At 73.1% G+C, this 22,593-nt stretch carries 21 protein-coding genes and 1 pseudogene; 9 read left to right on the plus strand and 13 right to left on the minus strand.

Going from position 1 to position 22,593, the window contains the following annotated elements; translation table 11 throughout:
* The 4 genes and pseudogenes from ACFSNB_RS13960 to ACFSNB_RS13975 form a co-directional block, all read right to left on the minus strand.
* Nucleotides 1–549, minus strand: a pseudogene (locus tag ACFSNB_RS13960) (hypothetical protein); the annotation flags it as partial.
* A 245-nt stretch (nucleotides 550–794) separates the two neighbouring features.
* Nucleotides 795–3,179, minus strand: coding sequence for a hypothetical protein (locus tag ACFSNB_RS13965; protein ID WP_377317602.1), 2,385 nt, complete (start codon nucleotides 3,177–3,179; stop codon nucleotides 795–797).
* A gap of 46 nt (nucleotides 3,180–3,225) precedes the next feature.
* A complete protein-coding gene (locus ACFSNB_RS13970) occupies nucleotides 3,226–3,663 on the minus strand; it encodes a ribbon-helix-helix domain-containing protein (RefSeq protein WP_377317604.1) in 438 nt (145 codons plus the stop codon).
* Nucleotides 3,664–3,669: 6 nt separating this feature from the next.
* On the minus strand, nucleotides 3,670–4,281 hold the full coding sequence (locus ACFSNB_RS13975; RefSeq protein ID WP_377317606.1) for a GNAT family N-acetyltransferase: 612 nt from the start codon (nucleotides 4,279–4,281) through the stop codon (nucleotides 3,670–3,672).
* A 107-nt stretch (nucleotides 4,282–4,388) separates the two neighbouring features.
* Here ACFSNB_RS13975 and ACFSNB_RS13980 point away from each other — a divergent pair, with 107 nt between their 5' ends.
* Both ACFSNB_RS13980 and ACFSNB_RS13985 read left to right on the plus strand, forming a co-directional pair.
* The gene (locus ACFSNB_RS13980; RefSeq protein WP_377317608.1) at nucleotides 4,389–5,330 is read left to right on the plus strand and encodes a LysR family transcriptional regulator; all 942 of its coding nucleotides are present in this window, start codon (nucleotides 4,389–4,391) and stop codon (nucleotides 5,328–5,330) included.
* A gap of 200 nt (nucleotides 5,331–5,530) precedes the next feature.
* Nucleotides 5,531–6,001 carry a helix-turn-helix domain-containing protein gene (locus ACFSNB_RS13985; RefSeq protein WP_377317610.1) on the plus strand — a complete coding sequence of 157 codons (471 nt, stop codon included), beginning with the start codon at nucleotides 5,531–5,533 and terminating at the stop codon, nucleotides 5,999–6,001.
* 189 nt (nucleotides 6,002–6,190) lie between these two features.
* Here the strand turns inward: ACFSNB_RS13985 and ACFSNB_RS13990 are convergent, their stop codons facing one another.
* The 4 genes from ACFSNB_RS13990 to ACFSNB_RS14005 all read right to left on the minus strand — a co-directional run bounded on the left by ACFSNB_RS13990 (nucleotide 6,191) and on the right by ACFSNB_RS14005 (nucleotide 10,583).
* Nucleotides 6,191–7,321, minus strand: coding sequence for a CaiB/BaiF CoA transferase family protein (locus ACFSNB_RS13990; protein ID WP_377317612.1), 1,131 nt, complete (start codon nucleotides 7,319–7,321; stop codon nucleotides 6,191–6,193).
* Nucleotides 7,318–8,478: an acyl-CoA dehydrogenase family protein gene (locus tag ACFSNB_RS13995; RefSeq protein ID WP_377317614.1), complete on the minus strand. Its 1,161-nt coding sequence runs from the start codon at nucleotides 8,476–8,478 to the stop codon at nucleotides 7,318–7,320. The genes ACFSNB_RS13990 and ACFSNB_RS13995 overlap by 4 nt, the downstream gene beginning before the upstream one ends.
* Nucleotides 8,475–9,665: an acetyl-CoA C-acyltransferase gene (locus ACFSNB_RS14000; protein WP_377317616.1), complete on the minus strand. Its 1,191-nt coding sequence runs from the start codon at nucleotides 9,663–9,665 to the stop codon at nucleotides 8,475–8,477. The genes ACFSNB_RS13995 and ACFSNB_RS14000 overlap by 4 nt, the downstream gene beginning before the upstream one ends.
* 153 nt (nucleotides 9,666–9,818) lie before the next feature.
* Nucleotides 9,819–10,583, minus strand: a complete 765-nt coding sequence (locus ACFSNB_RS14005) for an SDR family NAD(P)-dependent oxidoreductase (protein WP_377317671.1) — start codon at nucleotides 10,581–10,583, stop codon at nucleotides 9,819–9,821.
* Between the two features lie 223 nt (nucleotides 10,584–10,806).
* Here ACFSNB_RS14005 and ACFSNB_RS14010 point away from each other — a divergent pair, with 223 nt between their 5' ends.
* From ACFSNB_RS14010 to ACFSNB_RS14025, 4 genes are all read left to right on the plus strand, one after another.
* Nucleotides 10,807–11,163 carry a CidA/LrgA family protein gene (locus ACFSNB_RS14010; protein WP_377317618.1) on the plus strand — a complete coding sequence of 119 codons (357 nt, stop codon included), beginning with the start codon at nucleotides 10,807–10,809 and terminating at the stop codon, nucleotides 11,161–11,163.
* Complete coding sequence (locus tag ACFSNB_RS14015; protein ID WP_377317620.1) at nucleotides 11,160–11,888, plus strand: LrgB family protein; 729 nt, start codon at nucleotides 11,160–11,162, stop codon at nucleotides 11,886–11,888. The genes ACFSNB_RS14010 and ACFSNB_RS14015 overlap by 4 nt, the downstream gene beginning before the upstream one ends.
* 70 nt (nucleotides 11,889–11,958) lie before the next feature.
* Nucleotides 11,959–13,338 (plus strand): aspartate aminotransferase family protein, encoded by a 1,380-nt coding sequence (locus ACFSNB_RS14020; RefSeq protein ID WP_377317622.1) that lies wholly within the window; start codon nucleotides 11,959–11,961, stop codon nucleotides 13,336–13,338.
* 71 nt (nucleotides 13,339–13,409) lie between these two features.
* Nucleotides 13,410–14,444, plus strand: coding sequence for a DMT family transporter (locus tag ACFSNB_RS14025; protein WP_377317624.1), 1,035 nt, complete (start codon nucleotides 13,410–13,412; stop codon nucleotides 14,442–14,444).
* A 67-nt stretch (nucleotides 14,445–14,511) separates the two neighbouring features.
* On the opposite strand, the gene ACFSNB_RS14030 is transcribed toward ACFSNB_RS14025, so the two are convergent.
* Nucleotides 14,512–14,967: a DNA polymerase III subunit chi gene (locus ACFSNB_RS14030; RefSeq protein WP_377317626.1), complete on the minus strand. Its 456-nt coding sequence runs from the start codon at nucleotides 14,965–14,967 to the stop codon at nucleotides 14,512–14,514.
* Between the two features lie 49 nt (nucleotides 14,968–15,016).
* On the opposite strand from ACFSNB_RS14030, the gene ACFSNB_RS14035 reads away from it, so the two are divergent.
* Entirely contained in the window at nucleotides 15,017–15,970 is a 954-nt protein-coding gene (locus ACFSNB_RS14035; protein ID WP_377317628.1) for a glycosyltransferase family 2 protein, read from the plus strand.
* Between the two features lie 22 nt (nucleotides 15,971–15,992).
* Here ACFSNB_RS14035 and ACFSNB_RS14040 read toward each other — a convergent pair whose 3' ends face one another.
* The 4 genes from ACFSNB_RS14040 to ACFSNB_RS14055 form a co-directional block, all read right to left on the minus strand.
* Nucleotides 15,993–16,244 (minus strand): hypothetical protein, encoded by a 252-nt coding sequence (locus ACFSNB_RS14040; RefSeq protein WP_377317630.1) that lies wholly within the window; start codon nucleotides 16,242–16,244, stop codon nucleotides 15,993–15,995.
* A 52-nt stretch (nucleotides 16,245–16,296) separates the two neighbouring features.
* Nucleotides 16,297–18,228, minus strand: a complete 1,932-nt coding sequence (locus tag ACFSNB_RS14045) for a hypothetical protein (RefSeq protein ID WP_377317632.1) — start codon at nucleotides 18,226–18,228, stop codon at nucleotides 16,297–16,299.
* Complete coding sequence (locus ACFSNB_RS14050) at nucleotides 18,225–19,019, minus strand: alpha/beta fold hydrolase (RefSeq protein WP_377317634.1); 795 nt, start codon at nucleotides 19,017–19,019, stop codon at nucleotides 18,225–18,227. Before ACFSNB_RS14050 ends, ACFSNB_RS14045 begins: the two co-directional genes overlap by 4 nt.
* Before the next feature lie 65 nt (nucleotides 19,020–19,084).
* Nucleotides 19,085–20,359 (minus strand): autotransporter outer membrane beta-barrel domain-containing protein, encoded by a 1,275-nt coding sequence (locus ACFSNB_RS14055; protein ID WP_377317635.1) that lies wholly within the window; start codon nucleotides 20,357–20,359, stop codon nucleotides 19,085–19,087.
* 247 nt (nucleotides 20,360–20,606) lie between these two features.
* On the opposite strand from ACFSNB_RS14055, the gene ACFSNB_RS14060 reads away from it, so the two are divergent.
* Both ACFSNB_RS14060 and ACFSNB_RS14065 read left to right on the plus strand, forming a co-directional pair.
* On the plus strand, nucleotides 20,607–21,575 hold the full coding sequence (locus ACFSNB_RS14060; RefSeq protein ID WP_377317637.1) for a glycosyltransferase family 2 protein: 969 nt from the start codon (nucleotides 20,607–20,609) through the stop codon (nucleotides 21,573–21,575).
* Nucleotides 21,575–22,546 (plus strand): glycosyltransferase family 2 protein, encoded by a 972-nt coding sequence (locus tag ACFSNB_RS14065; RefSeq protein ID WP_377317639.1) that lies wholly within the window; start codon nucleotides 21,575–21,577, stop codon nucleotides 22,544–22,546. The genes ACFSNB_RS14060 and ACFSNB_RS14065 overlap by 1 nt, the downstream gene beginning before the upstream one ends.
* The last annotated feature ends 47 nt before the right edge of the window (nucleotides 22,547–22,593 follow it).

Genomic DNA, 22,593 nt, shown 5'->3' on the forward strand with positions numbered 1-22,593 from the left:
GGCCCGCGCCGCCGGCGCGGGCGCGGGCGCGGCCGGCGGCGGCGCCCCCGCCCCGGTGGCGAGCAGGGCCTGGAGGGCGGCGGCGTCGCGCAGATCGAGCAGGCCGGGGCCGAGATCGCGCAGCAGCGCCACCGGCAGCGGGGCGTAATGCGGCACCAGCGGCACCTGCCATTCATGCAGCAGATAGGCCGAGATCGCCTGATAGAGCCCGCCCGCCCGGCTGGTCGGATCATCGGGATCGCCGCCCAGCGCGCTGCGGAAATGGCGCTTGGCGTGGGTGCGGACGATCATCGCGACGATGTCCTGCAACGAGCGGCCGCAGCGCAGCGGCACCCGCTCGTCATTGACCGGACGGCCCTGGCCATCGACCAGCAGGTCGCGGAAACGCTGCGGATTCTGGCGGAAGACCCGCAGGCAGCCTTCCAGCAGCGACGAATCGTCCATCACCGTGTCGTAGAACCGCTCCTGGCCGATCGCGGCCAGCGCCGGATCGAGATCGATCAGCGCCGCCGCCGCCGGACCCTTGAGGGTCTGGTTGATGAAACGCACCGCGGCTCGATGTTCGGAAACTGTCTGCGACGGCGCCGATAGAGAATGCGTCATGCCGATCCCGCCCCTGGAGCGCGCGGCGACCCGATCGGCCCACCGCCACCACCCGTCACTCCGATCCAGTCTTTAGATATAGGGGATCATCGCCGCAGCCGCAAACGTCAAGTCTTGCCAAGTTGTTACGGCGGAAAACACTTTTCGGCACCATAGCGCGACCGGCCGCAATCCTTCGTACATAAGGCGGTTCAGTCGGTCGCCGGAGGCGACACCGCGACGGCCCGCGCCATCGCCGCCAGCAGCTGGGACGGGGCCAGCGGACGGCCGAGCGCCCCGACCCAGCCGTCCCCGGCCTGCAACACCGCCCGTCGCGGCGGCGGCGTCGCCTCGTCGTCGATCAGCAGCAGCGGCGCCGGCCCGAGCGCGGCCAGCTGGTCGGGCGCCAGCACGGCGGCGGCGGCGATGGCGAGATCGAACGGCGCCCGGCTGAGATTGGCCTTGGCCACCGCCGCGATCGCCTCGCGCCCGCCCGGCACCCGCACCACCGCCGCCCCGGCCTGCTCCGCCACCTGGGCCACCAGCCGGCGCTCGTCGGCATCGGCGGCGACCACCAGCACCCGCGCCCCCATCAGCCGGCCGGCCTCGGCCGGGGCAGCGGCCCCCGGATCGGGCGCGGCCGGCGGCAGCGGCCACAGCGGCAGCAGGCACCAGGACAGGCAGCCGACCCCGCCGGTGGCGGCGGGATCGGCGCTGGCCTCGAACCGGCCGCCAAGACGGCAGGCGAGCTGGCGGGCGACCTCGATCGCCAGATCGGGGCCGGCCTCGGCCGTGGCCGGCGGCCGGCCCTCCCCCACCACCCACAGCCGCAGCAGCGGCGCCTCGTCCGGCCCCAGCCGTTCCGCCGCCAGCCGCACCCGGCCCCCGCCGGCGGCGGCATGGTCGATCAGCAGGCAGACCAGCCGCGACAGCCGGGCCGGATCGAGCAGGCAGCGGCGCGGCAGGCCGGGATCGGCCCAGGCGGTCAGCCGGGCCGGATCGGCCCCCGCCCCGGCCCGCGCCACCGCCAGCGCCGAGACGATCACCGCCTCGGGCTCGGCGGCGACCCGATCGATCACCGCCTCGCCCCGGTCGAGCCGGCAGCAATCGAGCGCGGCCTCGATCCGCTCCAGCAGCGGCCAGGCCGGCTCGCCCCGCTGCAACGGCCCGCGCAGGGCGAGGATCAGGGCCAGCAGCAGCGCCGAGCGGTCGCGCGCCGCCGCCTCGGCCGCCGCCCGCTCGGCGGTCAAGGCGGCAAGGTCGGCGTCGCGGGTCGCGATCTCGGCGCGGGCACGGGCCAGCAGGCGTTCGAAGCTGCGGGCGATGCCGGCCTCGACGCTGTCGGGCACCAGCCCGTCGGGCAGCCCCTGCCCCTCGGCCGCCGCCGCCTCGACCCGGGCCAGCACCTCCTCCAGCAGGTGGCGGCTGGCCGCGGCGACGCGGCTGGCCTCCTCGGCCCGCTGGTCGGCGACGCGGCGCTGTTCGATCCCCTGGCGGCGGACCGCCTCCAGGGCGCGGGCCAGCGCCGCCACCTCGTCGTCACCGTCGAGCGCGATCGGGCCGTCGCCCTCGCCGGCCAGCCCCGCCTCGATCCGCGCCCGCAGCCCGACCAGCGGACGGCGAACGGCGGAATCGAGCCCGCGCACCAGCCAGCCGCCCAGCCCGAGCAGCAGCACCAGCCCGGCCCCGCCCACCGCCAGCACCAGCGCCAGCCGGTCGCCGATCCGCGCGGACAGCGCCGCCTCGCGGGCGCGGCCGCGCTCGATCAGCCGGTCGGCCGCCTGGGCCAGCGCCGCCTGCCCCGGCCCCAGTTCCTGCGCCAGCAGGCGGCGCCGCTCGGCCTGATCGGCGGCCAGCGCCTCGACCCCCGCCGCCAGCTCGGCGGCCCGGGCGCGCAGGGTGGCCAGCCCGTCGCGCTCGACCTCGCGGTTCAGCCGGGGGGCCAGCGGCGCGAACGAGGCGACCAGCCGGGCCAGCCGCTCGCGGGCGGCCTCGGCGCGCCCGGGCCGGCCGTCGCGGGCCAGCGCGTCGATCGCGGTCAGGGCGGCGACGAAGGCCTGATGCGACGGGCCGACCGCCTCGGCCAGACTGGCCCCGCCCGGCATCGCCGCCTCCAGCAGGGCATAGCGGCCGGACATCTCGTCCAGCACCGGGCCGATCCGGCTTTCCAGCAGCCCGGCGATGTCGGCATCGACCCGCCTCACCGCCTGAAACGCGGCGAGGAAGCGGCGGGCGGCGGCCTGCATCGCCGCCACCTCCTCGTCGGGCGCCGCCTCGCTGCCGGCGACGTCGCTGATCGCCACCAGCAGATCCTCGCCGGCGCGGGTGGTCTGCTTCAGCAGATCCTCGTCGGGCACCACCAGATATTGATGGATCTCGGCCTCGACCCGGCCGGCGCGCAGCGACAGCTCGGACAGGGCGGCGGTGCGGGTGCGTTCCTGCCACAGCGCCGCCCGCCCGGCCGCATCGAGTTCCAGCACCACGCCGCCCAGCCCGCCCAGCGCCAGCGCCAGCGTCAGGACGCCGGCCAGCGGCAGCCGTCGGCGCCAGACGCTCGGCAGGGCTCGGATCAGACGATCGGGGCGCGGCACATTCATGCCGGAATGGTGACCCATCCGTGGCCGGCAGGGCAACGCGGGAAAATCATCGCTCGCCCTCTTCCGGCGGCACCGCCGCCTCGACCGCGCTGGCGAGCAGGAACACCCGGATCGCCGAGGCCAGCCCGCCGACCGGATGGCGCCGCCGGGCGGTGCGGCACAGATCGTCGATCGAGCCGCCGGTGCGCGCCGCCAGCCGTTCCAGCGCCTGCCAGAATTCCGGCTCGAGCTTGACGCTGGTGCGGCGGCCGTCGAGACGGATGTTGCGGCAGATCAGCCCGGGCGGCGGACTGGCCGGCGGCGGGTCGCCGCCGGCACCGTAGCTGGCCGGGTCGGCGATCCGGGCATCGAGGCTGCTGATCGCCACCTCGAGAATCGCCGCCAGCGGCCCATTGTCCATCCGCGACGCCTGATCGGCCAGCCGGCGCAATTCGATCCTGAGATTGATGTCGGCGACCAGCCCGACCGCGGCGTCCCAGCCCATCGCCGCCTATTCCGCCGCGGTGAGGTGGGCGGCGGCGGCGCGGACCTTGCTGAAGTCCCACTTGCCCTCGGGCTGGACGATCAGGGCCTCGAAATCGGGATCGCCGAACGCGCCGCCTTCGACCGCGCCGAGATCGGGGCGCCGGGGCAGGTCATGGATGATCGGCACCAGGGTGCCGCGATACATCTCGACCGCCTCGCCCGAGGGACGGCCGCCGAACCGCTTCCAGAAATTGACCGTCTCCAGCCGGGCCCGGCCGGCGACCTGGCGATAGCCCTTCTGCCGGGCCAGCTCCAGCGCGGCGCGGGCCAGCGCCGCCAGCACCTGATAGGAGCGGTAGCGGCGGCGGATGCCGACCCGCTCCAGCAGGGCGAAATCGGCGAACCAGCGCAGGCGGATCACCCCGGCCGGGTCGCCATCGACGAAGGCGAGCAGGTGGGTCGAAACATAATCGTTTCCGTTGAATTCATCGAAATAGGTGATGTTGTCCTCTTCGGCCAGAAACACCGCGGCCCGGATCGCCATCGCCATCGCGTGCTCGTCCGGGGTGCGGACGAGGCGGATCTCGATCGACCGGTTGTGGGGAGCAGATACATCCTTTAGGGGCAGGGCGCTCATGATTGCGTCTCCATGCAAGAAATCCAATGGCCGCCATCTTGCGGCGGTCCGCGCCGACATGGTATGCCGTGAAATGTCGATACCGCGTTGCTGACGGCCGGGACCGGATGTCCTCCTTTCGCCTGCATGACTGGAATGACGCGCGCCTGCTGATCGCCTGCGCCGAATGCGGCAGTTTTGCCCGCGCCGGGGCGCTGCTCGGCATCGACCAGAGCACGGTCAGCCGGCGGGTCTCGGCGCTGGAGGCGGCCATCGGCCGGCCGCTGTTCAACCGGCGCCGTTCGGGAGCGTCGCCGACCCCGGCCGGGCAGGCCCTGCTTGAGCGCGCCCGGCAGATGGAGGCGGCGGCCTCCCAGTTCGAGACCGCGCTGCGCGGCCTGTCGACCCTGCCGGCCTCGCGGGTGACGGTGGCGGCCAGCGAGGGGCTGCTGACCTACACCCTGATCTCGGCCCTGCTCGGCCACGCCAAGGCCGAACTGCCGCTCGACCGCGCCCTGATCCGCTCCCCGCTGCCCGACCTGACCTTCACCACCGCCGCCGATCAGGCCGACATCGCCGTGCTGGCGACCTCGCCCGGCGACCTGCCCCGGGTCAAGGGGGCGATGCGGGTGCGCCGGGTGGGGACGATGCGCTTCATCCCGGTGGCGGCGCGCGATTATCTCAACCGCCAGCCGCCGCCCGGGGATTTCGAGCAATTGATCGAACATCCCCTGCTCGACATCGGCTTCTACCGCCTGCTGCGCGGGCTCGACGACTGGAACGGCCTGATCGCCCGCCGGCGCGAGCGCGGCGCCCTGGTCCCGGTCGCGCCGACCACGCCCCGGCTGCAACAGCCGCTGCTGGCCGGCGAGGGCATCTCGCTGCTGCCCGATTATTCGACCCTGTACGAGCCCAATCTGGTGCCGGTCGACCTGACCGCCTGCCCGTCGCTCGGCGCCTCGCTGTGGCTGGTGTCGCACGAGGACAGCCTGCGCGAGCCGGCGGTGCGCGACCTCTACGACCTGATGGCGACGATGTTCCTCTCCTCCTCCTGGTATCGCGATCGCTGACCGTCCCCCCGCCCGCGACCCCGGCCGTCCGGCGATCCCGTGTTGGCGGGTACGGCTCCCCCCTGGCGTCAGCGTCCCCGCCCTCCCCTAGCCGGTTGATTGCATACCCAGGCATGCATTTGCATACAAAAAACAGTTGCGCCGCCTCCCCCCCGGCCTAAAATGCAACCCGGATCTTAGAATCGTTCAGGGGATTTGTTTTGCTGAAGAAAAACGTGTCGACGCGGGGTCGTCTGGAGAGCGGGGCCCCGAACCCGGTGGACGTGCATGTCGGCGCCCGCATGCGGCTGCGCCGCACGTTGCTGGGGATGAGCCAGGAAAAGCTGGGCGAGGCGATCGGCCTGACCTTCCAGCAGGTCCAGAAGTACGAGCGCGGCGCCAACCGCATCGGCGCCTCCCGTCTGTTCGATCTGGCCCGGGTGCTCGACGTGCCGGTGTCGTATTTCTTCGACGACATGTCCGACGCGGTGCAGAATCTGAGCCCGGTCAACGTGATCAAGGGGTCGAGCGGCCTGTCCGAGGAACCGGCGCCGTTCGAGACCGACCCGATGACCAAGCGCGAGACCCTGGAGCTGGTGCGCGCCTATTACAGCATCACCGATCCGCAGGTGCGCAAGCGGGTCTATGAACTGGCCAAGGCGCTGGCCGCCGTCAGCGACGACCAGGCCTGATCCCGTCCGGCCGGAGCGAGGCCCCGGCCTCTCTTTTGGTCGAAAAGGGGAGGTTTGGGCGTCCGCCCGGCTCATACCGGCCGCCCTTTGAACGGATCCGTTCGGCGGCCGGCCAGCCCGCGCGGCGCTTGAGCGTCACCCGTCTCGGCCTGACCTGACCCAGCGGGTCAGGTCATTGGCCGGGCGGCATCAAGCTGAAGCCGCGCCGAGCAGCCGCTCGATCTCGGCAGCGCTGAAACCGGCCTCGGCCAGCACCGCGCTTCCGTCGCCACCGGGATCCCCCGGCGGGGCCCCGGCGCGGGCCGGAGTGCGGCTGAAGCGCGGCGCCGGCGCCGGCATCACCATCCCGTCCTGTTCGACGAAACTGCCCCGGGCGCGATTGTGGGGGTGCAACGGCGCCTCGTCGAGGTCGAGCACCGGGGCGACGCAGGCATCGCTGCCCTCGACCCGTTCCAGCCATTCGCCGCGCGGCCGGGTCGCCAGCCAGGCGGCGAGGCGGTCCCGCGCCGCCGGCCAGTCGGCCTTGGCGATGGGCGGCGCCAGCGCCGGATCGTCGAGGCCGATGCGATCGAGGAACAGGCGGAGGAACCGTTCCTCCAGCGGGCCGATCGCCAGCCATTTGCCGTCGGCGCAGCGATAGGTGCCGTAGAACGGATAGCCGCCATCGATCAGATTGTCGGTCCGCGCCCCGCTCCACAGGCCGTTGCCCTTGAGGCCATAGACCATCGCCATCATCAGGGCGGCGCCGTCGGTCATCGCCGCGTCGATCACCTGCCCCCGGCCGGAACGGGACGCCTCCCACAGCGCCGCGACCAGCCCGAACGCCAGCACCATCCCGCCGCCGCCGAGATCGGCGACCAGATTGAGCGGCACCACCGGCGCCCCGGCCGGGCCGATCGCATGCAGCGCCCCCGACAGGGCGGTGTAGGTGATGTCGTGGCCGGCGCGCTCGGCCAGCGGCCCGGTCTGGCCCCAACCGGTCATCCGTCCATAGACCAGCCGGGGATTGCGGGCGAGGCAGAGATCCGGGCCGAGCCCGAGCCGCTCCATCACCCCGGGGCGGAAGCCCTCGATCAGGGCATCGGCGCCGTCGATCAGCCGCAGCGCCGCCGCCACCGCCTCCGGCCGCTTGAGGTCGAGCGCCAGCGAACGCCGGCCCCGGGTCAGCGGGTCGCGGCGCTGGCCGAGCGGGTCCTCGGCCCCCGGCCGGTCGATCCGCACCACCTCGGCGCCGCAATCGGCCAGCAGCATCGCGCAGAACGGGGCCGGGCCGAGTCCGGCGAACTCGATCACCCGGAGGCCGGTCAGGGGCCCGCTCATGGCCGCAGACTCCGGGCGATCAGCATCCGCTGGATCTCGCTGGCGCCCTCGTAGATCTGGGTGACGCGGACGTCGCGGCAGATCCGCTCGACCGGGAAATCGGCGAGATAGCCATAGCCGCCCATCGCCTGCATCGCCGCCGAACAGACCGCCTCGGCGGTTTCCGAGGCGAACAGCTTGGCCATCGACGCCTCGGTCAGGCAGGGCAGCCCGGCATCGCGCAGCCGGGCGGCGTGATGGACCATCAGCCGCGCCGCCACCAGCCGGGTGGCGGCGTCGGCGAGGCGGAAGCCGACCGCCTGATGCTCGATCACCGGCCGGCCGAAACTCTCCCGCTCGGCGGCATAGGCGCAGGCGACCTGGAGCGCCGCCCGCGCCATCCCCACCGCCTGGGCGGCGATGCCGATCCGGCCGCCTTCGAGATTGGCCAGGGCGATCCTGTAGCCCTCGCCCTCGGCCCCCAGCCGCAGATCCGCCGGCAGGCGCAAATCGTCGAACTGGACCTGACAGGTATCGGAGGCATGCTGGCCCATCTTGTCCTCGACCCGCGCCACCTGATAGCCGGGGCTGTCGGTGGGGACGATGAAGGCGGAAATGCCCTTCTTGCCGGCGGCGGGATCGGTCACCGCGAAGGCGATCAGCAGGTCGGCGGAGCGGCCCGAGGTGACGAACTGCTTGGTGCCGGACAGAACGTAATGGTCGCCGTCGCGCACCGCCCGGGTGCGGATCGCGGCGGCATCGGAGCCCGCCCCCGGCTCGGTCAAAGCGAAGCCGCCGAGCAGACGCCCCGCCGCCATTTCCGGCAGGAAGCGGCGCCGCTGCGCCGCGTCGCCATAGGCGAGGATCGGCCGGCAGGCGACCGAATTATGGACGCTCATCACCGTCGAGACCGCGCCGTCGCCGGCGGCGATCTCCTCGATCGCCAGCACGTAGGCCAGCGTGCTGGCCCCCGCCCCGCCCCATTCCTCCGGCAGCATCATGCCGAGGAAGCCGAGATCGCCCATCTCGGCCAGCAGGGCGCGCGGGATGCTGCCGGCCCGGTCGCGTTCGGCGGCGGTGGGGGCCAGCCGGTCGCGGGCGAAGGCGCGGGCGGTGTCGCGGATCAGCGCCTCTTCCGGCCCGATCAGCTCGGCCCCGGCCTGATCGGGCCCGCTCACGCCACCAGCTCCACCGCCAGGGCGGTGGCCTCGCCGCCGCCGATGCACAAGGCGGCGACGCCGCGCTTGAGCCCATGGCGTTGCAAGGCCGCCAGCAGGGTGACGATGATCCGCGCCCCCGAGGCGCCGAGCGGATGGCCCAGCGCGCAGGCGCCGCCATGGATGTTGACCCGGTCAGGGGCGAGGCCGAGGGCGCGGATCGCCGCCAGCGTCACCACCGCGAACGCCTCGTTGATCTCGAACAGATCGACCTCGGCCGCCCGCCAGCCGACCCGGTCGAGCAGGGTCCGCACCGCCCCGATCGGCGCCAGCGGGAACAGGGCCGGCCGGTCGGCGTGGGTGGCGTGGCCGTGGATCACCGCCAGCGGGGCCAGCCCCTGCTTTTCTGCCGCGCTGCGCCGCATCAGCACCAAGGCCGCCGCCCCGTCGGAAATCGAGCTGGCATTGGCGGCGGTGACGGTGCCGCCCTCGCGGAAGGCCGGGCGCAGGGTCCGGATCTTGTCGAGGTTGGCCTTGCCCGGCTGCTCGTCGGTGGCGACCACCCGCTCGCTCCTGCCGGCCTTGACCGTCAGCGGGACGATCTCGGCGGCGAAGGCGCCGGCGGCGATCGCCGTCTGGGCCCGGGTCAGCGAGGTCACCGCCCATTCGTCCTGGGCCTCGCGGCCGATCCCCTCGGCGGCGGCGCAATCCTCGGCGTAGGTCCCCATCAGCCGGCCCGGCTCGTAGGCGTCCTCCAGCCCGTCGAGGAACATGTGGTCGAGCACCCGCCCATGCCCCATCCGCAGCCCGCCGCGCGCCTTGTCGAGCAGATAGGGGGCGTTGCTCATGCTCTCGAACCCGCCGGCCACCACCCGCGCGGCGCTGCCGACCCGGATCAGGTCATGGGCCAGCATCACCGTCTTCATCCCCGAGCCGCACATCTTGTTGAGGGTGGTGCAGCCGGCGGCGGCCGGCAGCCCGGCCGCCAGCGCCGCCTGCCGCGCCGGGGCCTGCCCCTGCCCGGCCGGCAGCACGCAGCCCATCAGCACCTCGTCCACCGCCTCGGCCGCCAGCCCGGAGCGGGCCAGCGCGGCGCCGATCGCCGCCGCCCCCAGCGCCGGGGCCGCCAGCGGGGCGAGGTCGCCCTGAAACCCGCCCAAGGCGGTCCGCGCCGCGCCGACGATCACCACCGGATCAGAGTCACCCATGCCATGCCTCCCTGTTGTTTTTTTCGCGGGCTCTGCCCGCACCCGCCAGGAGCCGGCGGCTCCTGGACCTGCTTCGGTGGGCGTTGCCCCTCCCATCGAGGGGATCCAGGGGCCTCGCGGCCCTTGGCGGGTGCGGGCGGAGCCCGCCTCTTGTTACGTCCCGCCCATCCGCACCGCGCCGTCGAGGCGGATGGTGGTGCCGTTGAGCATCGGATTGACGATGATGGCGTGGCACAGCTCGGCGAATTCGTCCGGCTGGCCGAGGCGGCGCGGGAACGGCGGCTGGGCGGCGAGCGATTGCTGGACCGCCTCGGGCATCGCCTCGACCATCGGGGTGGCGAAGATGCCGGGGGCGACGCTCATCACCCGGATGCCGAAGCGGGCCAGCTCGCGCGCCGCCGGCAGGGTCAGGCCGATCACCCCGGCCTTCGAGGCGGCATAGGCGGTCTGGCCGATCTGGCCGTCGCTGGCGGCGATCGAGGCGGTGTTGACGATCACCCCGCGCTCGCCATCCGCTTCCGCCGGCTGTTCGGCGATGGCGGCGGCGGCGAGGCGCATCATGTTGAAGCTGCCGATCAGGTTGATCCCGACCACCCGGGCGAAACTGTCGAGCCGGTGCGGCCCGTCACGGCCGACCACCTTCTCGGCCGGGCAGATGCCGGCGCAGTTGATCAGCCCGCGCAGCGGCCCGGGCTGGGCGCCGGCCAGCGCCACCGCCCCGGCGGCGGCGGCCTCATCGGTGACGTCGGTCCGGTGGAAACAGGCCCGGGGGCCGAGTGTTTCGGCCAGCGCCGCGCCGGAAGCGGCAATGTCGGCGATCACCACCCGGCCGCCCTCGGCCACCAGCCGCCGCGCCACCGCCGCGCCCAGGCCCGAGCCGCCGCCGGCGACGATGAACGTGTTTCCCTCGATCCGCATCATCACGCCCTTCCGTTGCAACCGGCGGCAGGGTAAAGCGGGATGGCGGCAGGGTCGATGTCGGCAACGGCCAAACCCCGTGAGCGTTTTTGTCAAAAAGCGGGCGCGGGGGGCGCCGGCGCCGCAACCGCCCCGGCGGATCAAGCCGCTTGACCCCCGGGAACCGGCGAGGGAGAATCCGCCGATCCGCCCCCCCCTTCCCTCCTCCGACGAAGGCGGAACGATGCTCGGTTCCATCACCCTGATCCTGGTCTGCCAACTGGCGGGCGAGGCGATCGTCCATCTGTTCGATTGGCCGCTGCCCGGGCCGGTGCTGGGAATGCTGCTGCTGTTCCTGGTGCTGCTGGTCCGGGGCCGGGTCGACAAGCCGCTCGATCGGGTCACCCGGGGCATCCTGTCCAATCTCGGCCTGCTGTTCGTTCCGGTCGCGGTGGGGGTGATGACCCAGACCGATGCCCTGGCGGCCGAGGCCATCCCGATCGCCGTCGCCGTGCTGGCCAGCACGGTGGTGACGATGCTGGTCACCGGCTGGGTGATGCAGGCGCTCGACCGCCGTGGCCGCAAGGATCCGCCGTCATGAGTTTCGATCCCGCCGCCGCCTGGGCCGCCCTGGTCGGCTCGCCGATCTTCGGCCTCGGCCTGACCCTGCTGGTCTATCAGGCGGCGATGGCGCTGTACGAGCGCACCGGCCGCCATCCGGTGCTCAATCCGGTGCTGCTGACCATGCTGGTGATCATCGGCCTGCTGCTGCTCGCCGGGATCTCCTACGACACCTATTTCACCGGGGCGCGGATGGTCTATCTGCTGCTCGGACCGGCGACGGTGGCGCTGGCGGTGCCGCTTTACCGCCAATTGCCGGCGCTGCTGCGCGCCTGGCCGGCGGTGCTGGCCGGGATCCTGGCCGGCTCGGCGGTGGCGATGGCCAGCGCGGTGCTGATCGCGCGCGGGCTTGGCGCCAGCCGGCTGACCCAGTTGAGCCTCGCCCCCAAATCGGTCACCACCCCGATCGCGATGGCGGTGTCCGAGCATATCGGCGGCCATCCGGCGCTGACCGCGGTGCTGGTGGTGCTGACCGGGGTGTTCGGGGCGATGGCCGGCGGCTGGATCCTCGACCTTGCCCGCATTCGCGCCCCGGCGGCGCGCGGGCTGGCGCTCGGCACCGCCGCCCACGCCTTCGGCACCACCCGCGCCTTGCAGGAAGGCGAGACCCAGGGAGCCTTCTCCGGCCTCGCCATCGGTCTGGCCGGTCTGGTCACCGCCCTGCTCACCCCTCTGGCGGTCGGATGGCTGGTCAGCGGAAAATGACGCCCGCCCGCCATCGAATCGCCCCAATCCGGCCTATGGTCGGTCCTTCTGTCCTGACGATGGAGCGATGATGTCCTCCCTGTCCCACAACCGTACCCTGTCCGAGCGCGACCGCGACGCCGTGCTGCATCCCTACACCAACCCGATCCGCCACCAGGAGACCGGGCCGCTGGTGATCAGCCGTGGCGAGGGGGTGCGGGTGTTTGACGACAGCGGCAAGGATTACATCGAGGGTCTGGCCGGGCTGTGGTGTACCGCGCTGGGCTGGGGCGAGGAACGGCTGGTCGCCGCCGCCAGCGAGCAGATGCGGCGGCTGCCGTTCTATCACCTGTTCGGCCACAAGGCCCACGACCCGGCGATCGAGCTGTGCGAGCGGCTGCTGGCGCTGGCTCCGGTGCCGATGAGCAAGGTGTTCCTGACCGGCTCGGGCTCCGAAGCCAACGACACCGCCCTCAAGCTGATCCGCTACCGCGCCAACGCGCTGGGCCAGCCGCAGAAGAAGAAGGTGATCGCCCGCGACCGCGCCTATCACGGCGTCACCCTCGCCACCTCGTCGCTGACCGGGCTGGCGGTCAACCACCGCTCGTTCGACCTGCCCGACCCCGCCGTGCTGCGCGCCGCCTGTCCGCATCATTACCGCAACGCCCGCCCGGGCGAGAGCGAGGAGGATTTTTCCACCCGCCTCGCCGCCGAGCTGGAGGCGCTGATCCTGGCCGAGGGGCCGGACACTGTCGCCGCCTTCTTCGCCGAGCCGGTGATGGGCGCCGGCGGGGTGATCGTGCCGCCGGCCGGCTATTTCGCCAAGATCCAGGCGGTGCTCGACAAATACGACGTGCTGCTGGTCGCCGACGAGGTGATCTGCGGCTTCGGCCGTACCGGGAAGATGTTCGGCACCGAGACCTTCGGGCTGCGCCCCGACATCATCACCGTCGCCAAGGGGCTGTCCTCGGGCTATCTGCCGATCTCGGCGGTGCTGCTGTCGGAAAAGATGGTCGCGCCGATCGTCGCCGAGGCCGGGCGGATCGGCACGCTCGGGCATGGCTTCACCTATGGCGGCCATCCGGTGTCGGCGGCGGTGGCGGTCGAGACCCTCAAGATCTACGCCGAGCGCGACATCCTCGCCCATGTCGGCCGGGTCGGGCCGCGTCTCCAGGACGGGCTGCGCGGCTTCGCCAACCATCCGCTGGTCGGCGAGGTGCGCGGCGTGGGCCTGATCGGCGCGGTTGAACTGGTCGCCGACAAGGCCACCAAGGCCGCGTTCGATCCCGCCCGTGGCGTCGGCGCCGCCCTGGTCGCCCGCGCCCAGCAGCACGGCCTGATCCTGCGCGCGATGGGTGATGCCGTCGCCTTCGCCCCGCCGCTGGTGATCAGCGAGGATGAAATCGCCGAGATGCTGACCCGGTTCGCCCGCGCCCTGGCCGATGTCACCGCCGAGGTGATCAAAATATAAAAAACGCGCGGGCGCTGCCCGCACCCGCCAAGGGCCGCAAGGCCCTTGGAACCCTTCGATGGTCGGGAGAGATGAGCCAGCAGCCCGGGATCCTCGCCGCCCTTGCCGCCGCCCTGTTGTTCGGCATCGGCACGCCCCTCGCCAAGCTGATGGTCGGGGAGGTCGATCCCTGGTTGTTGGCGGGGATGCTCTATCTGGGGTCGGGGCTCGGGTTGGGGGCGGTCGCGGCGATCGGGCGGCGGGAGCGGGGCGACATCGCCCGGGGCGACCGGGGCTGGCTGGCCGGGGCGATCCTGGCCGGCGGTGTCGCCGGGCCGGTGCTGATGATGTATGGGCTGCACGCGGCCGGGGCGGCCAGTTCAGCCTTGCTGCTGAATGCCGAAGGGGTGTTGACCGCCCTGATCGCCTGGGGGGTCTTCCGCGAGAATGCCGGCCGCCGGGTGGTGCTGGGAATGGCCGCCATCGTCGCCGGGGCGGTGCTGCTGTCCTGGCCGGGCGGACAGGTCGAGGCCTCGGCCGGGGCCGGGCTGATCCTCGCCGCCTGTCTGTGCTGGGCGATCGACAACAACCTGACCCGCAAGGTGGCGCTGGCCGATCCGGTCCGGATCGCCGCCCTGAAGGGGCTGGCGGCCGGGCTCACCAATGTCGGATTGGCGCTCGGCCTCGGCGCGCCGCTGCCGGCGCCGACGACGGCATTGCTGGCCGGCGGCCTCGGTTTCGTCGCCTACGGCCTCAGTCTGGTCGCCTTCGTCGTCGCCCTGCGCGAACTGGGCACCGCCCGTACCGGCGCCTATTTCTCGACCGCCCCGTTCGTCGGCGCCGCCCTGGCGGTGCTGGCGCTGGGCGAGCCGCTGACCCTGCCGCTGGCCCTGGCCGGCTTGCTGATGGCGTTTGGTGTCTGGCTGCACCTGACCGAGCGCCACGACCACGAGCACCGCCACGAGCCGATCGCCCACCGCCACGCCCACGTCCACGACGACCACCACCGCCACGACCACGACGCCCCGGTGCCGGACACCCCCCATATCCACTGGCACCGCCACGCGGCGATGACCCACCGCCACCCGCATTTCCCCGACGCGCACCACCGCCACGACCATCCATGACCGGGTGAAGGGCCGGTGGCCCTTCGCGGGATCGCCAAGGGGCGCGCCCCTTGGCCCGCGTCAGCGATCAGGTACTGGCCTTCTCGACCCACCCCCCCTGCTCGCTCTGCTGATAATAGCTCAGCGCGTGCCCCTCATCCTTCCACCGCTTCCAGCGCCGCCGCGCCGCCGCCACCGCCTCGGGGTCGGTGCCGTCGAACAGATCGAGACAGCGGTCATAGGCCTCGACCCGCTCCGGCTCGACGCCGTCGCAGGCGACCAGGATGGTGGCGCCGTTGGGATTTTCCTCGCGCGCGGTCAGCCAGACCGGCTGCTGCTCGGCCGCGCCGTCGCGCTCGCTGCCATGGGGCAGCCACGAATCCGCCTGATAGGTCCACAGCCGGTCGTTGAGCGCCTCGACCCGCTCGGCCGAGCCAGCCAGCACCACCACGCGCTGACCGGCGGCCAGCGCCTTTTCCAGCAGCCGCGGCAAGGCCTGATCGAGCGGCCAGCGGGTCAGGTGGTAGAAGCCGATCCGGGTCATGCGCAAACACTTAGCATGGCCCGAACGCCGCCGCTATACTGCCCCCGCCATGCGCGTCGCCGTGATCATCCCCAGCTACAAGGTCGCCCGCCATCTCGAAGCGGTGTTGGCCACCCTGCCACCCACGATCGACCATATCCTGGTGGTCGATGATTGCTGTCCCCAGGGCTCGGGCGACATCGCCGCCGCCCGCGCCGTCGGCGATCCCCGCATCGAGGTGCTGCGCCATCCGGTCAATCGCGGCGTCGGCGGGGCGATGGTCACCGGCTACCGCCGCGCCCTCGAACTGGGCTGCGACATCACCCTCAAGATCGACGGCGACGGCCAGATGGACCCGGCCGAGATCCCCCGCCTGATCGCGCCGCTGGTCGAGGACCGCGCCGATTACGCCAAGGGCAACCGCTTCCGCCACCTCCACGCCCTCAAGGCGATGCCGGTGGCCCGGCTGATCGGCAATTCGGCGCTGTCGTTCCTGGTCAAGGCCGCCTCGGGGCAATGGGGGGTGATGGACCCGACCAACGGCTACACCGCGATCCACCGCCGCGCCCTGGCCGAGCTGGAGCTGGAGCGGCTGGCGCCGCGCTATTTCTTCGAAAGCGACATGCTGATCGAACTGGGCATCGCCGGCCGCGCCGTCGAGGACGTGGCGATCCCGGCCCGTTATGGCGACGAGGTGTCGTCGCTGTCGATCGCCCGGGTGCTGGTCGAGTTCCCGCCGCTGCTGCTGAAGGGCTTCCTGCGCCGGCTGCTGATCCGCCACTTCGTCGCCGACTTCACCCTGGTGGCGGTCTATCTGCTGGTCGGGCTGCCGCTGCTGCTGTTCGGGGTCGGGCTCGGCGCCGAGCAATGGCTGCGCTCGATCGAAACCGGGGTGACGCGCTCGGCCGGCACGGTGATGCTGGCGGCGATGCCGACCATCCTCGGCTTCCAGTTGCTGTTGCAGGCGATCGCCCTCGACGTCCAGGCCGCCCCCCGGCCGCGCGCCGGACGCGGCGGCGACTGAAGGGCGGGGCCGGCGGCCGCCCTCAGCGGGAGGTGGCGGGCGGCGGCACCGGCGCGGGCTCCGGCGGGACCGGCGCCGATGGGGCGGCCTCGCCCGGCTTGGCCGGCGACGGCGCGGCCGCCTTGGCGGCGGCATCCGCGGGAGCGGTGCCGATGCTGCGGCTCATTTCCGACGACACCACCGGCGCCACCACCGCCCCGACCGGAGTCTGGGCCGAGGCCAGCGCCGGCAGCAGCAGCGCGCAGCACCCGGCCAGGAAAACTTGCGGCTTCAACACGGGCTTTCTCCTTGACAGCGGATCCGTGTCCTTACGATAGCATTTCCAGCTAGGGTTGTCCGAGCCGCTTTTTCACCGCCGGATCGATCGGCAGGAAGCGCTCGATGCCGCGATCGAGCGCGGCGCGCAGCAGACGGAAGCCCTCGGCCGCGCTGGCCGGATCCTGGCGCAGCAGCAGCGCCAGCCCGCGAAAATGCAGCCCGACCGGATCGCCCGGATCGGCCGCCAGCAGGCGGTCGGCCAGCGCCAGCACCGCGTCGCCCCGCCCGACCGCCAGCAGCAGGCTGAAGGTGGGAATGGCGAGGTCGCCCCGCCCCGGCGCCAGCACCAGCAGCCGGTCGAGCCAGCGCCGCCCCATCGCCGCCTGCCCCGGCGCGGCGGCGAAGCCGAGTTCGCCGGTGACCTGGATCTGGGCCAGCGCGGTCAGGCCGGTTTCCAGCAGCGGCACGGTCAGGGTGGTGGCGGCGCGGCGGTCGATCTCGGCCAGCATCGCCCCCACCGCCGCCGCCAGCGGCGGGGTCGGCTCGGTGCGGGCGCGGCGGGCGAAGCGGGCCAGCGCGTCGCGGATCGCCTCGGCCGCGGCGAGATCGGAACCGCGGAAATCGGCCGGCGGCGCCAGCGCCAGCGGGGGCTGGGCCTGCCACCCCGCCCGCACCGCATCGAGCGCCCGGCCCTGCTGCCACAATTGCACCGCCGCAGCACCCAGCGCCAGGGCCAGCCCGAGCGCCGCCAGCGCGATCCCCCGGCCCGGCCACGGCCCCGCCCCCCGTCCCAGCCACGCCGTGTCGTCGGCCAGCGCCGCCAGCGCCAGCGCCAGCAGCGGCACCGACAGGCACAGCGGGAACCACAGCCCGGACAGCGCCGCCAGCGCGCAGCCGAACGCGGTGGCCTCGACCCGGCGCGACGGCCGGGCGAACAGCGGAATCGCCAGGAACCCGGCCAGGGTCAGCAGCAGCCCGGGCAGGCCGGCGGCGTAGACCGCCTCCATCGCCCAATCGTGGCTGTGGAAATAATCGCTCTTGAGGAAGATCCAGCCCGGATCCCACAGCCGCTCGCCGGCGACGGTGAGCCAGCCGCGCAGGGCGTCCTGGGTCCGCCCCCAGCCATGGCCGAGCAGCGGCGCCGGATCGGCCCGCAGCGCCGCCTGCATCACCCGGCTGACCAGCAGGCGGTCGCGCAGCGATTCGACCCGCGTCACCGCCGGCAGCAGATGCAGCAGCGACCAGGGCAGCAGGGCGGCGATCGCCACCAGCGCGGCGCCGAGACGCGGGGTCAGCACCGCCGCCAGCCCGGGGCGGGAGCGCACCAGCACCACCGTGATCGCCCCGGCCAGCAGCAGCGCCAGCGCGGCGATGCTGCGCGACACCAGCGCCAGCGCCAGCGCCACCGCCAGCAGCGCCAGTTCGAGCCGGTGGGATTCGCCCGGATGGCGCCGGGCCAGCAGCGGCAGCGCCAGCCCGAGCCAGCCGTAATAGGCGGCGACGAAGATCAGCAGATGGCCGCCGTCGCCATGCGCCAGCCCCCACCAGTCCCAGGCCTTGAGCGCGGCGACGGCCAGCCCCAGCCCCAGCGCCAGCAGGGTCAGCCCGCGCCAGGAGCGGCGATGGCGCGCCACCAGCCGGGCGCAGGCGATCAGCGCGGCGGCGTCGAGGAACCACAGCGCGCCGAACCCCGATTGCGGCGCGCCGAACAGGCTGAGCAGCGGCAGCGGGGTCAGCGGCGCCACCGCCGCCGACCACAGCCCGAGCGCCAGCGGCGCGGCGACGTAGGGATGGGCCACCCGGCGCAGGCCGCGCACCGGCTCCGCCGCCAGCGCCAGCGCCACCGCCAGCGCCGCCAGCGCGCCGACGCCATGGAAGCCGATCACCAGCGGCTCGGCCTTGTCCCACTGGCCGAGGGCGAAGGGCGGCAGCGAGGCCAGCGGCAGCGCCAGCCCGAGCCCCAGCGCCAGCAGACCGAGCCCGAGCGCGGCGCGGCTCACCGCGCCGCCTCCACCCCCGAAAGCAGCGCCGACCAGTGGCGCTCCCAGCCGCGATGATGCCCCTGGCCCGGCACCATCACCAGGGCGGGACGGCGGTCGGCGGGGAAACGGGCGAGATAGGACTGGGCCACCGCGCGCGGCACCACCTCATCCTCGGCGCCGGCGAAATGTACCTGGGGCACCCCGGCCAGCGCGGCAACGAAATCGGCCGGATCAAGCGAGAACGTCAACGGGGTCACCTCCTGCGCGCGGACCCAGGCCGCGACGTCGAGCACCCCGGCCACGGTGATCACCCGGGCGATGCCGGGCCGCCGCGCCGCCGCCAGCAGGGCGACGGTGCCGCCGCCGGAATAGCCGACCAGCCGCACCTCGGCCGCCCCCGACCGCCGCTGGAACTGCTCGATCGCCGCCAGGGTGGCCTCGATCACCTCGGGAGCGTAGCGGGCCTCGCTCCAATAGGCCGGGTCGCAGCCGCGCCGGGCCGCCCCGGCGACATATTGGCAGGGTCGGGCGAGATAGACCAGATTGGGCGCCGGATCGGCCAGGGCGAGATCAAGCGCCACCGCCCGGCGCGGGGTGGGATCGTCCGACAGCCGGTAGCGGTTGACCCAGGCGTAGCCGTCGCCCTCGATGTAGACCGTCAGCGGCGCGCCGGGCCGCCAGTGGGCCGGGGCCAGGGCGAACAGGGTGAACGGGCCGGCGGCAACCTGCTCGGGCTGCCAGCCGCGCCGGGCCGCCGCCGCCAGCGAATCCTCGCGCGCGGTGGCGCAGCCGGCGAGCAGCAACAGCATCGCCACAACGAGAAGGGACGCCGCGCGGCGTCCCTTCCCCGTGGTCGCGGCCGAGACGGCCGAGGTCACATATCCCACCGCAGGCGGGCGATCACCGCCCAGACGTCGAGGTCCTGGCGGAACATCGAATTGTTGTCGACCTCGAGGCTGCCGGTGATGCCGCCGCGATTGACCTCGACGCCGAGGCCGCCGACCGCGCCGCCGTCATCGACGCTGGACATCAGGGTGGAGGTCTTCAACACCGCGCCGGGGCGGAGGAAGTCCCATTCGCCGATCAGCTTGACGTAGGGCAGCACGCCGTCGCCGAGGTCGTAGCCGACCTTGCTGCCGCCGCTGAAGCGGCCGAGGCGGACCGAGATGTTGCCGACCTCGGACCCGTCGCTTTCGCGGTGGCCGTCCTGATGCTCCGAAGTGTAGAGCAGCGACAGGCGGGGCTGGAACCGCCAGTTGCCGACCGCGTAGCCGCCGGTCAGGTTGCCGCTGCCCATCACCCGGTAGCCGGAGAAGCTGGCGGTGGCCGCGCCCCAGTTGCGCGAGGTGTCGTAATCGAGCCAGGTGTAGGCCACCGAGGCGTCGAGCACCCAGGTCGGGGTCAGGTTGACCGCGACATAGGGGGCGACGGTGATGCCGCCGGCCTTGTAGGTGCCGTTGTTGAACTGGGTGTCGATATCGACCGCCTCGTAGCCGGCGGCGAGACCGACCAGATAGCGGTCGCCGAAGCGATGGTCGATGCCGAGCAGGCCGTTGCCGACCTGCCCCTTCATTTCGAGGAACTGCTCGGTCTTGTCGACATGGGCCCACAGCACCTGGCCCCACAGCCCGGTATCCGACGGCTCGGCGCCGCCGGCCACGCCCATCGCCCGGGTATTGAAGCTGCCGCTGGGGCCACGCGAGGAGCCGCCGCCCTGGCCGCCGCCCTGACCACCCCCCTGGCCGCCTTCCCCGCCGGGGGCGAAGCCGCCGCTGCCGCCACTGCCGCCGGTCCCCCCGGTGCCGCCACCGCCGGTGCCGAAGCCGCCGCTGCCGCCGGTGCCGCCGCCGCCGAAGCCGCCGCTGCCGCCCGCGCCGCCGCCGCCGAACCCACCGCTGCCGCCGCTGCCGAACCCGCCGCTGCCGACGCCGCCACCGAAGCCGCCGCTGCCGCCAACCCCGCCGAAGGTGATCCCGCCGGTGGCCGCGCCGCTGATGATCGTCGCGGTCTGGGTCGCCGCGACCGAGGCGGCGACCGTGGCGGTGACCGTGTTCGACTGGCTGCCGCTGTTGGAAACGTCGGACGCCGCCAGCGCGGCCTGTCCGGGAACCACCAAGGCGCCAATCAAAACAATTCGTTGCATGTTCATCGGGGCTGTTCCATCAAATCGGCGGGGGCGACCACCACCTTCACTGAACGCTTTCCTGTTGTCTGTCAACCCATTCACATCCATGGCGCGCAAGGATCGATCACGCAACCTCCAGGCGTTGCCAATATGTCACGGCGCGCGCATAGTCCTCCCCGCGACCAATATCCGCTGGCGGCAATCCCGCCCCGGCCATTACTTCCGGCCGAGGCCACGACACTTTCGGCAGTCCGACAGATCCCGGGATAGTATGACTCAAGATGATGATCACACCAACGGTTACAGGTCCAACGGTCAGAATCCGGCCGGGGAGGACGCCTTCACCGTCGGGGTGGTCAGTTACCGCACCGGGCCGGTGCTGGACTCCTGCCTCGCCGCGCTGCGGACCGCCGCCGGGGTGGCCGAGATCCTGGTGGTGGACAACGGCAACCCGCCCGGGGCGGCGGCCCGGCTCGACCGTCTCGCCGCCGCCGAGCCGCGTCTGCGGCTGATCCGCCCCGGCCGCAATCTCGGCTTCGCCGCCGGCTGCAACCTGATCGCGGCCCAGGCGCGCGGCCGGCTGCTGGCGCTGGTCAATCCCGACCTGATCGTCCCGGCCACCACCTTCGAGCGCCTGCGCGCCTGCCTCGACGCCGACCCGGCGGTGTGGCTGTGCGGCGCCCGCCTGCTCAATCCCGACGGCAGCGAGCAGCGCGGCGGCCGGCGCGAGGTGCTGACCCCCTGGCGCGCCCTGGTCGAGACGCTGCGGCTCGACCGGCTCGCCCCCCACCATCCCCATTTCCGCCGCCTGCACCGGCTCGACGGCGCCCCGCCCGAGACCAGCGTGGCGGTGCCGGTGATCTCGGGGGCGCTGATGGCGATCCGGCGCGACCGTTTCCTCGCCCTCGGCGGCATGGACGAGGCGATGTTCCTCCATCTCGAGGACGTCGATTTCTGCCTGCGGGTGCTGTCCGCCGGCGGACAGGTGCTGTATTGCGGCGGCGTGCCGGTCCATCACCACCGCAGCAGCAGCGACGTCGCCCGCTGCTTCGTCGAGTGGCACAAGACCCGCAGTTCGATCCGCTATTTCGACAAGCATTTCCGCGCGACCTATCCCGGCTGGAGCCTGCGCCTGATCGCCCTGCTGCTGCTGGGGCGCTTTGTCCTGGTCGCCGGCCGCGCCCTGCCGGCCGATCTCGGCCGCTGGCTGCGCCGCCTCGGCGGCGGAGAACGGCGCTGATGGCCCCCTGGGTCCGGGTGGTGATCGTCACCCACAATCCCGGCGCACGGCTGGCCTTCTGCCTCGCCGCCCTCGCCGCCCAGACCGATCCGGATTTCGAGGTGGTGGTGATCGACAACGCCTCGACCGACGGCAGCGCCGGGCTGGCGCTGCCCGATCCCCGCTTCCGCCGCCTTGCCGCCGGCGCCAATCTCGGCTTCGCCGCCGGGGTCAATCTCGGCGCCCGCGACGCCGTCCCCCCCTGGTTGGCCAGCCTCAACCCTGATACGGTTCCGGCGCCGGACTGGCTGGAGCGGCTGGCGGCGGCGACCCGGCGCCATCCCGCCGCCGCCGCCTTCGGCTCGACCCAGCTGCGCGAGGCCGCCCCCGACCGGCTCGACGGCGGCGGCGATTGCTATTCGATCTTCGGGCTGGCGTGGCGCGGCGGCTTCGACCGGCCGGCGGCGCTGGCCGAGGCCGACCGCGCGGTGTTCTCCCCCTGCGCCGCCGCCGCGCTCTATCGCCGCGACGCCTTCGCCGCCGCCGGCGGCTTCGCCGAGGATTTCTTCTGCTATCTGGAGGATGTCGATCTCGGCTTCCGCCTGCGCCAGCGCGGCCACGCGGTGATCCAGGTCGCCGACGCCCGGGTGATCCATGCCGGCTCGGCCAGCAGCGGCCGCCACAGCCGCTTCACCCTGTTCCACGCCACCCGCAACGGGCTGTGGCTGATGGCGCGCTGCCTGCCGCTGCCGTTGCTGGGGCTGGCGCTGCCGCTTTATCTGCTGGCCCAGCTGGCGCTGATGGGCCGCACCCCCGAACCGGGCGCCCGCCTCGCCGGGCTGGCCGCCGGGCTGGCCGCCCTGCCCCGTCTCGGCCCGCAGCGCCGGGCGGTGCGGCGGGCCAACCGTCTGTCGCTTGGCGCCACCGCGGCCCTGCTGGTCTGGGATCCCCGCCGGGTCCTGCGTCGCGACATCGTCGCGGTGCGGGGCTGACCGTTCCGATGGGAAGGGGGGGGGAGCCTTGTTGGGCTTTCGCCCAA

It is taken from the genome of Phaeospirillum tilakii, assembly GCF_042683125.1.
Taxonomy (GTDB): domain Bacteria; phylum Pseudomonadota; class Alphaproteobacteria; order Rhodospirillales; family Magnetospirillaceae; genus Phaeospirillum; species Phaeospirillum tilakii.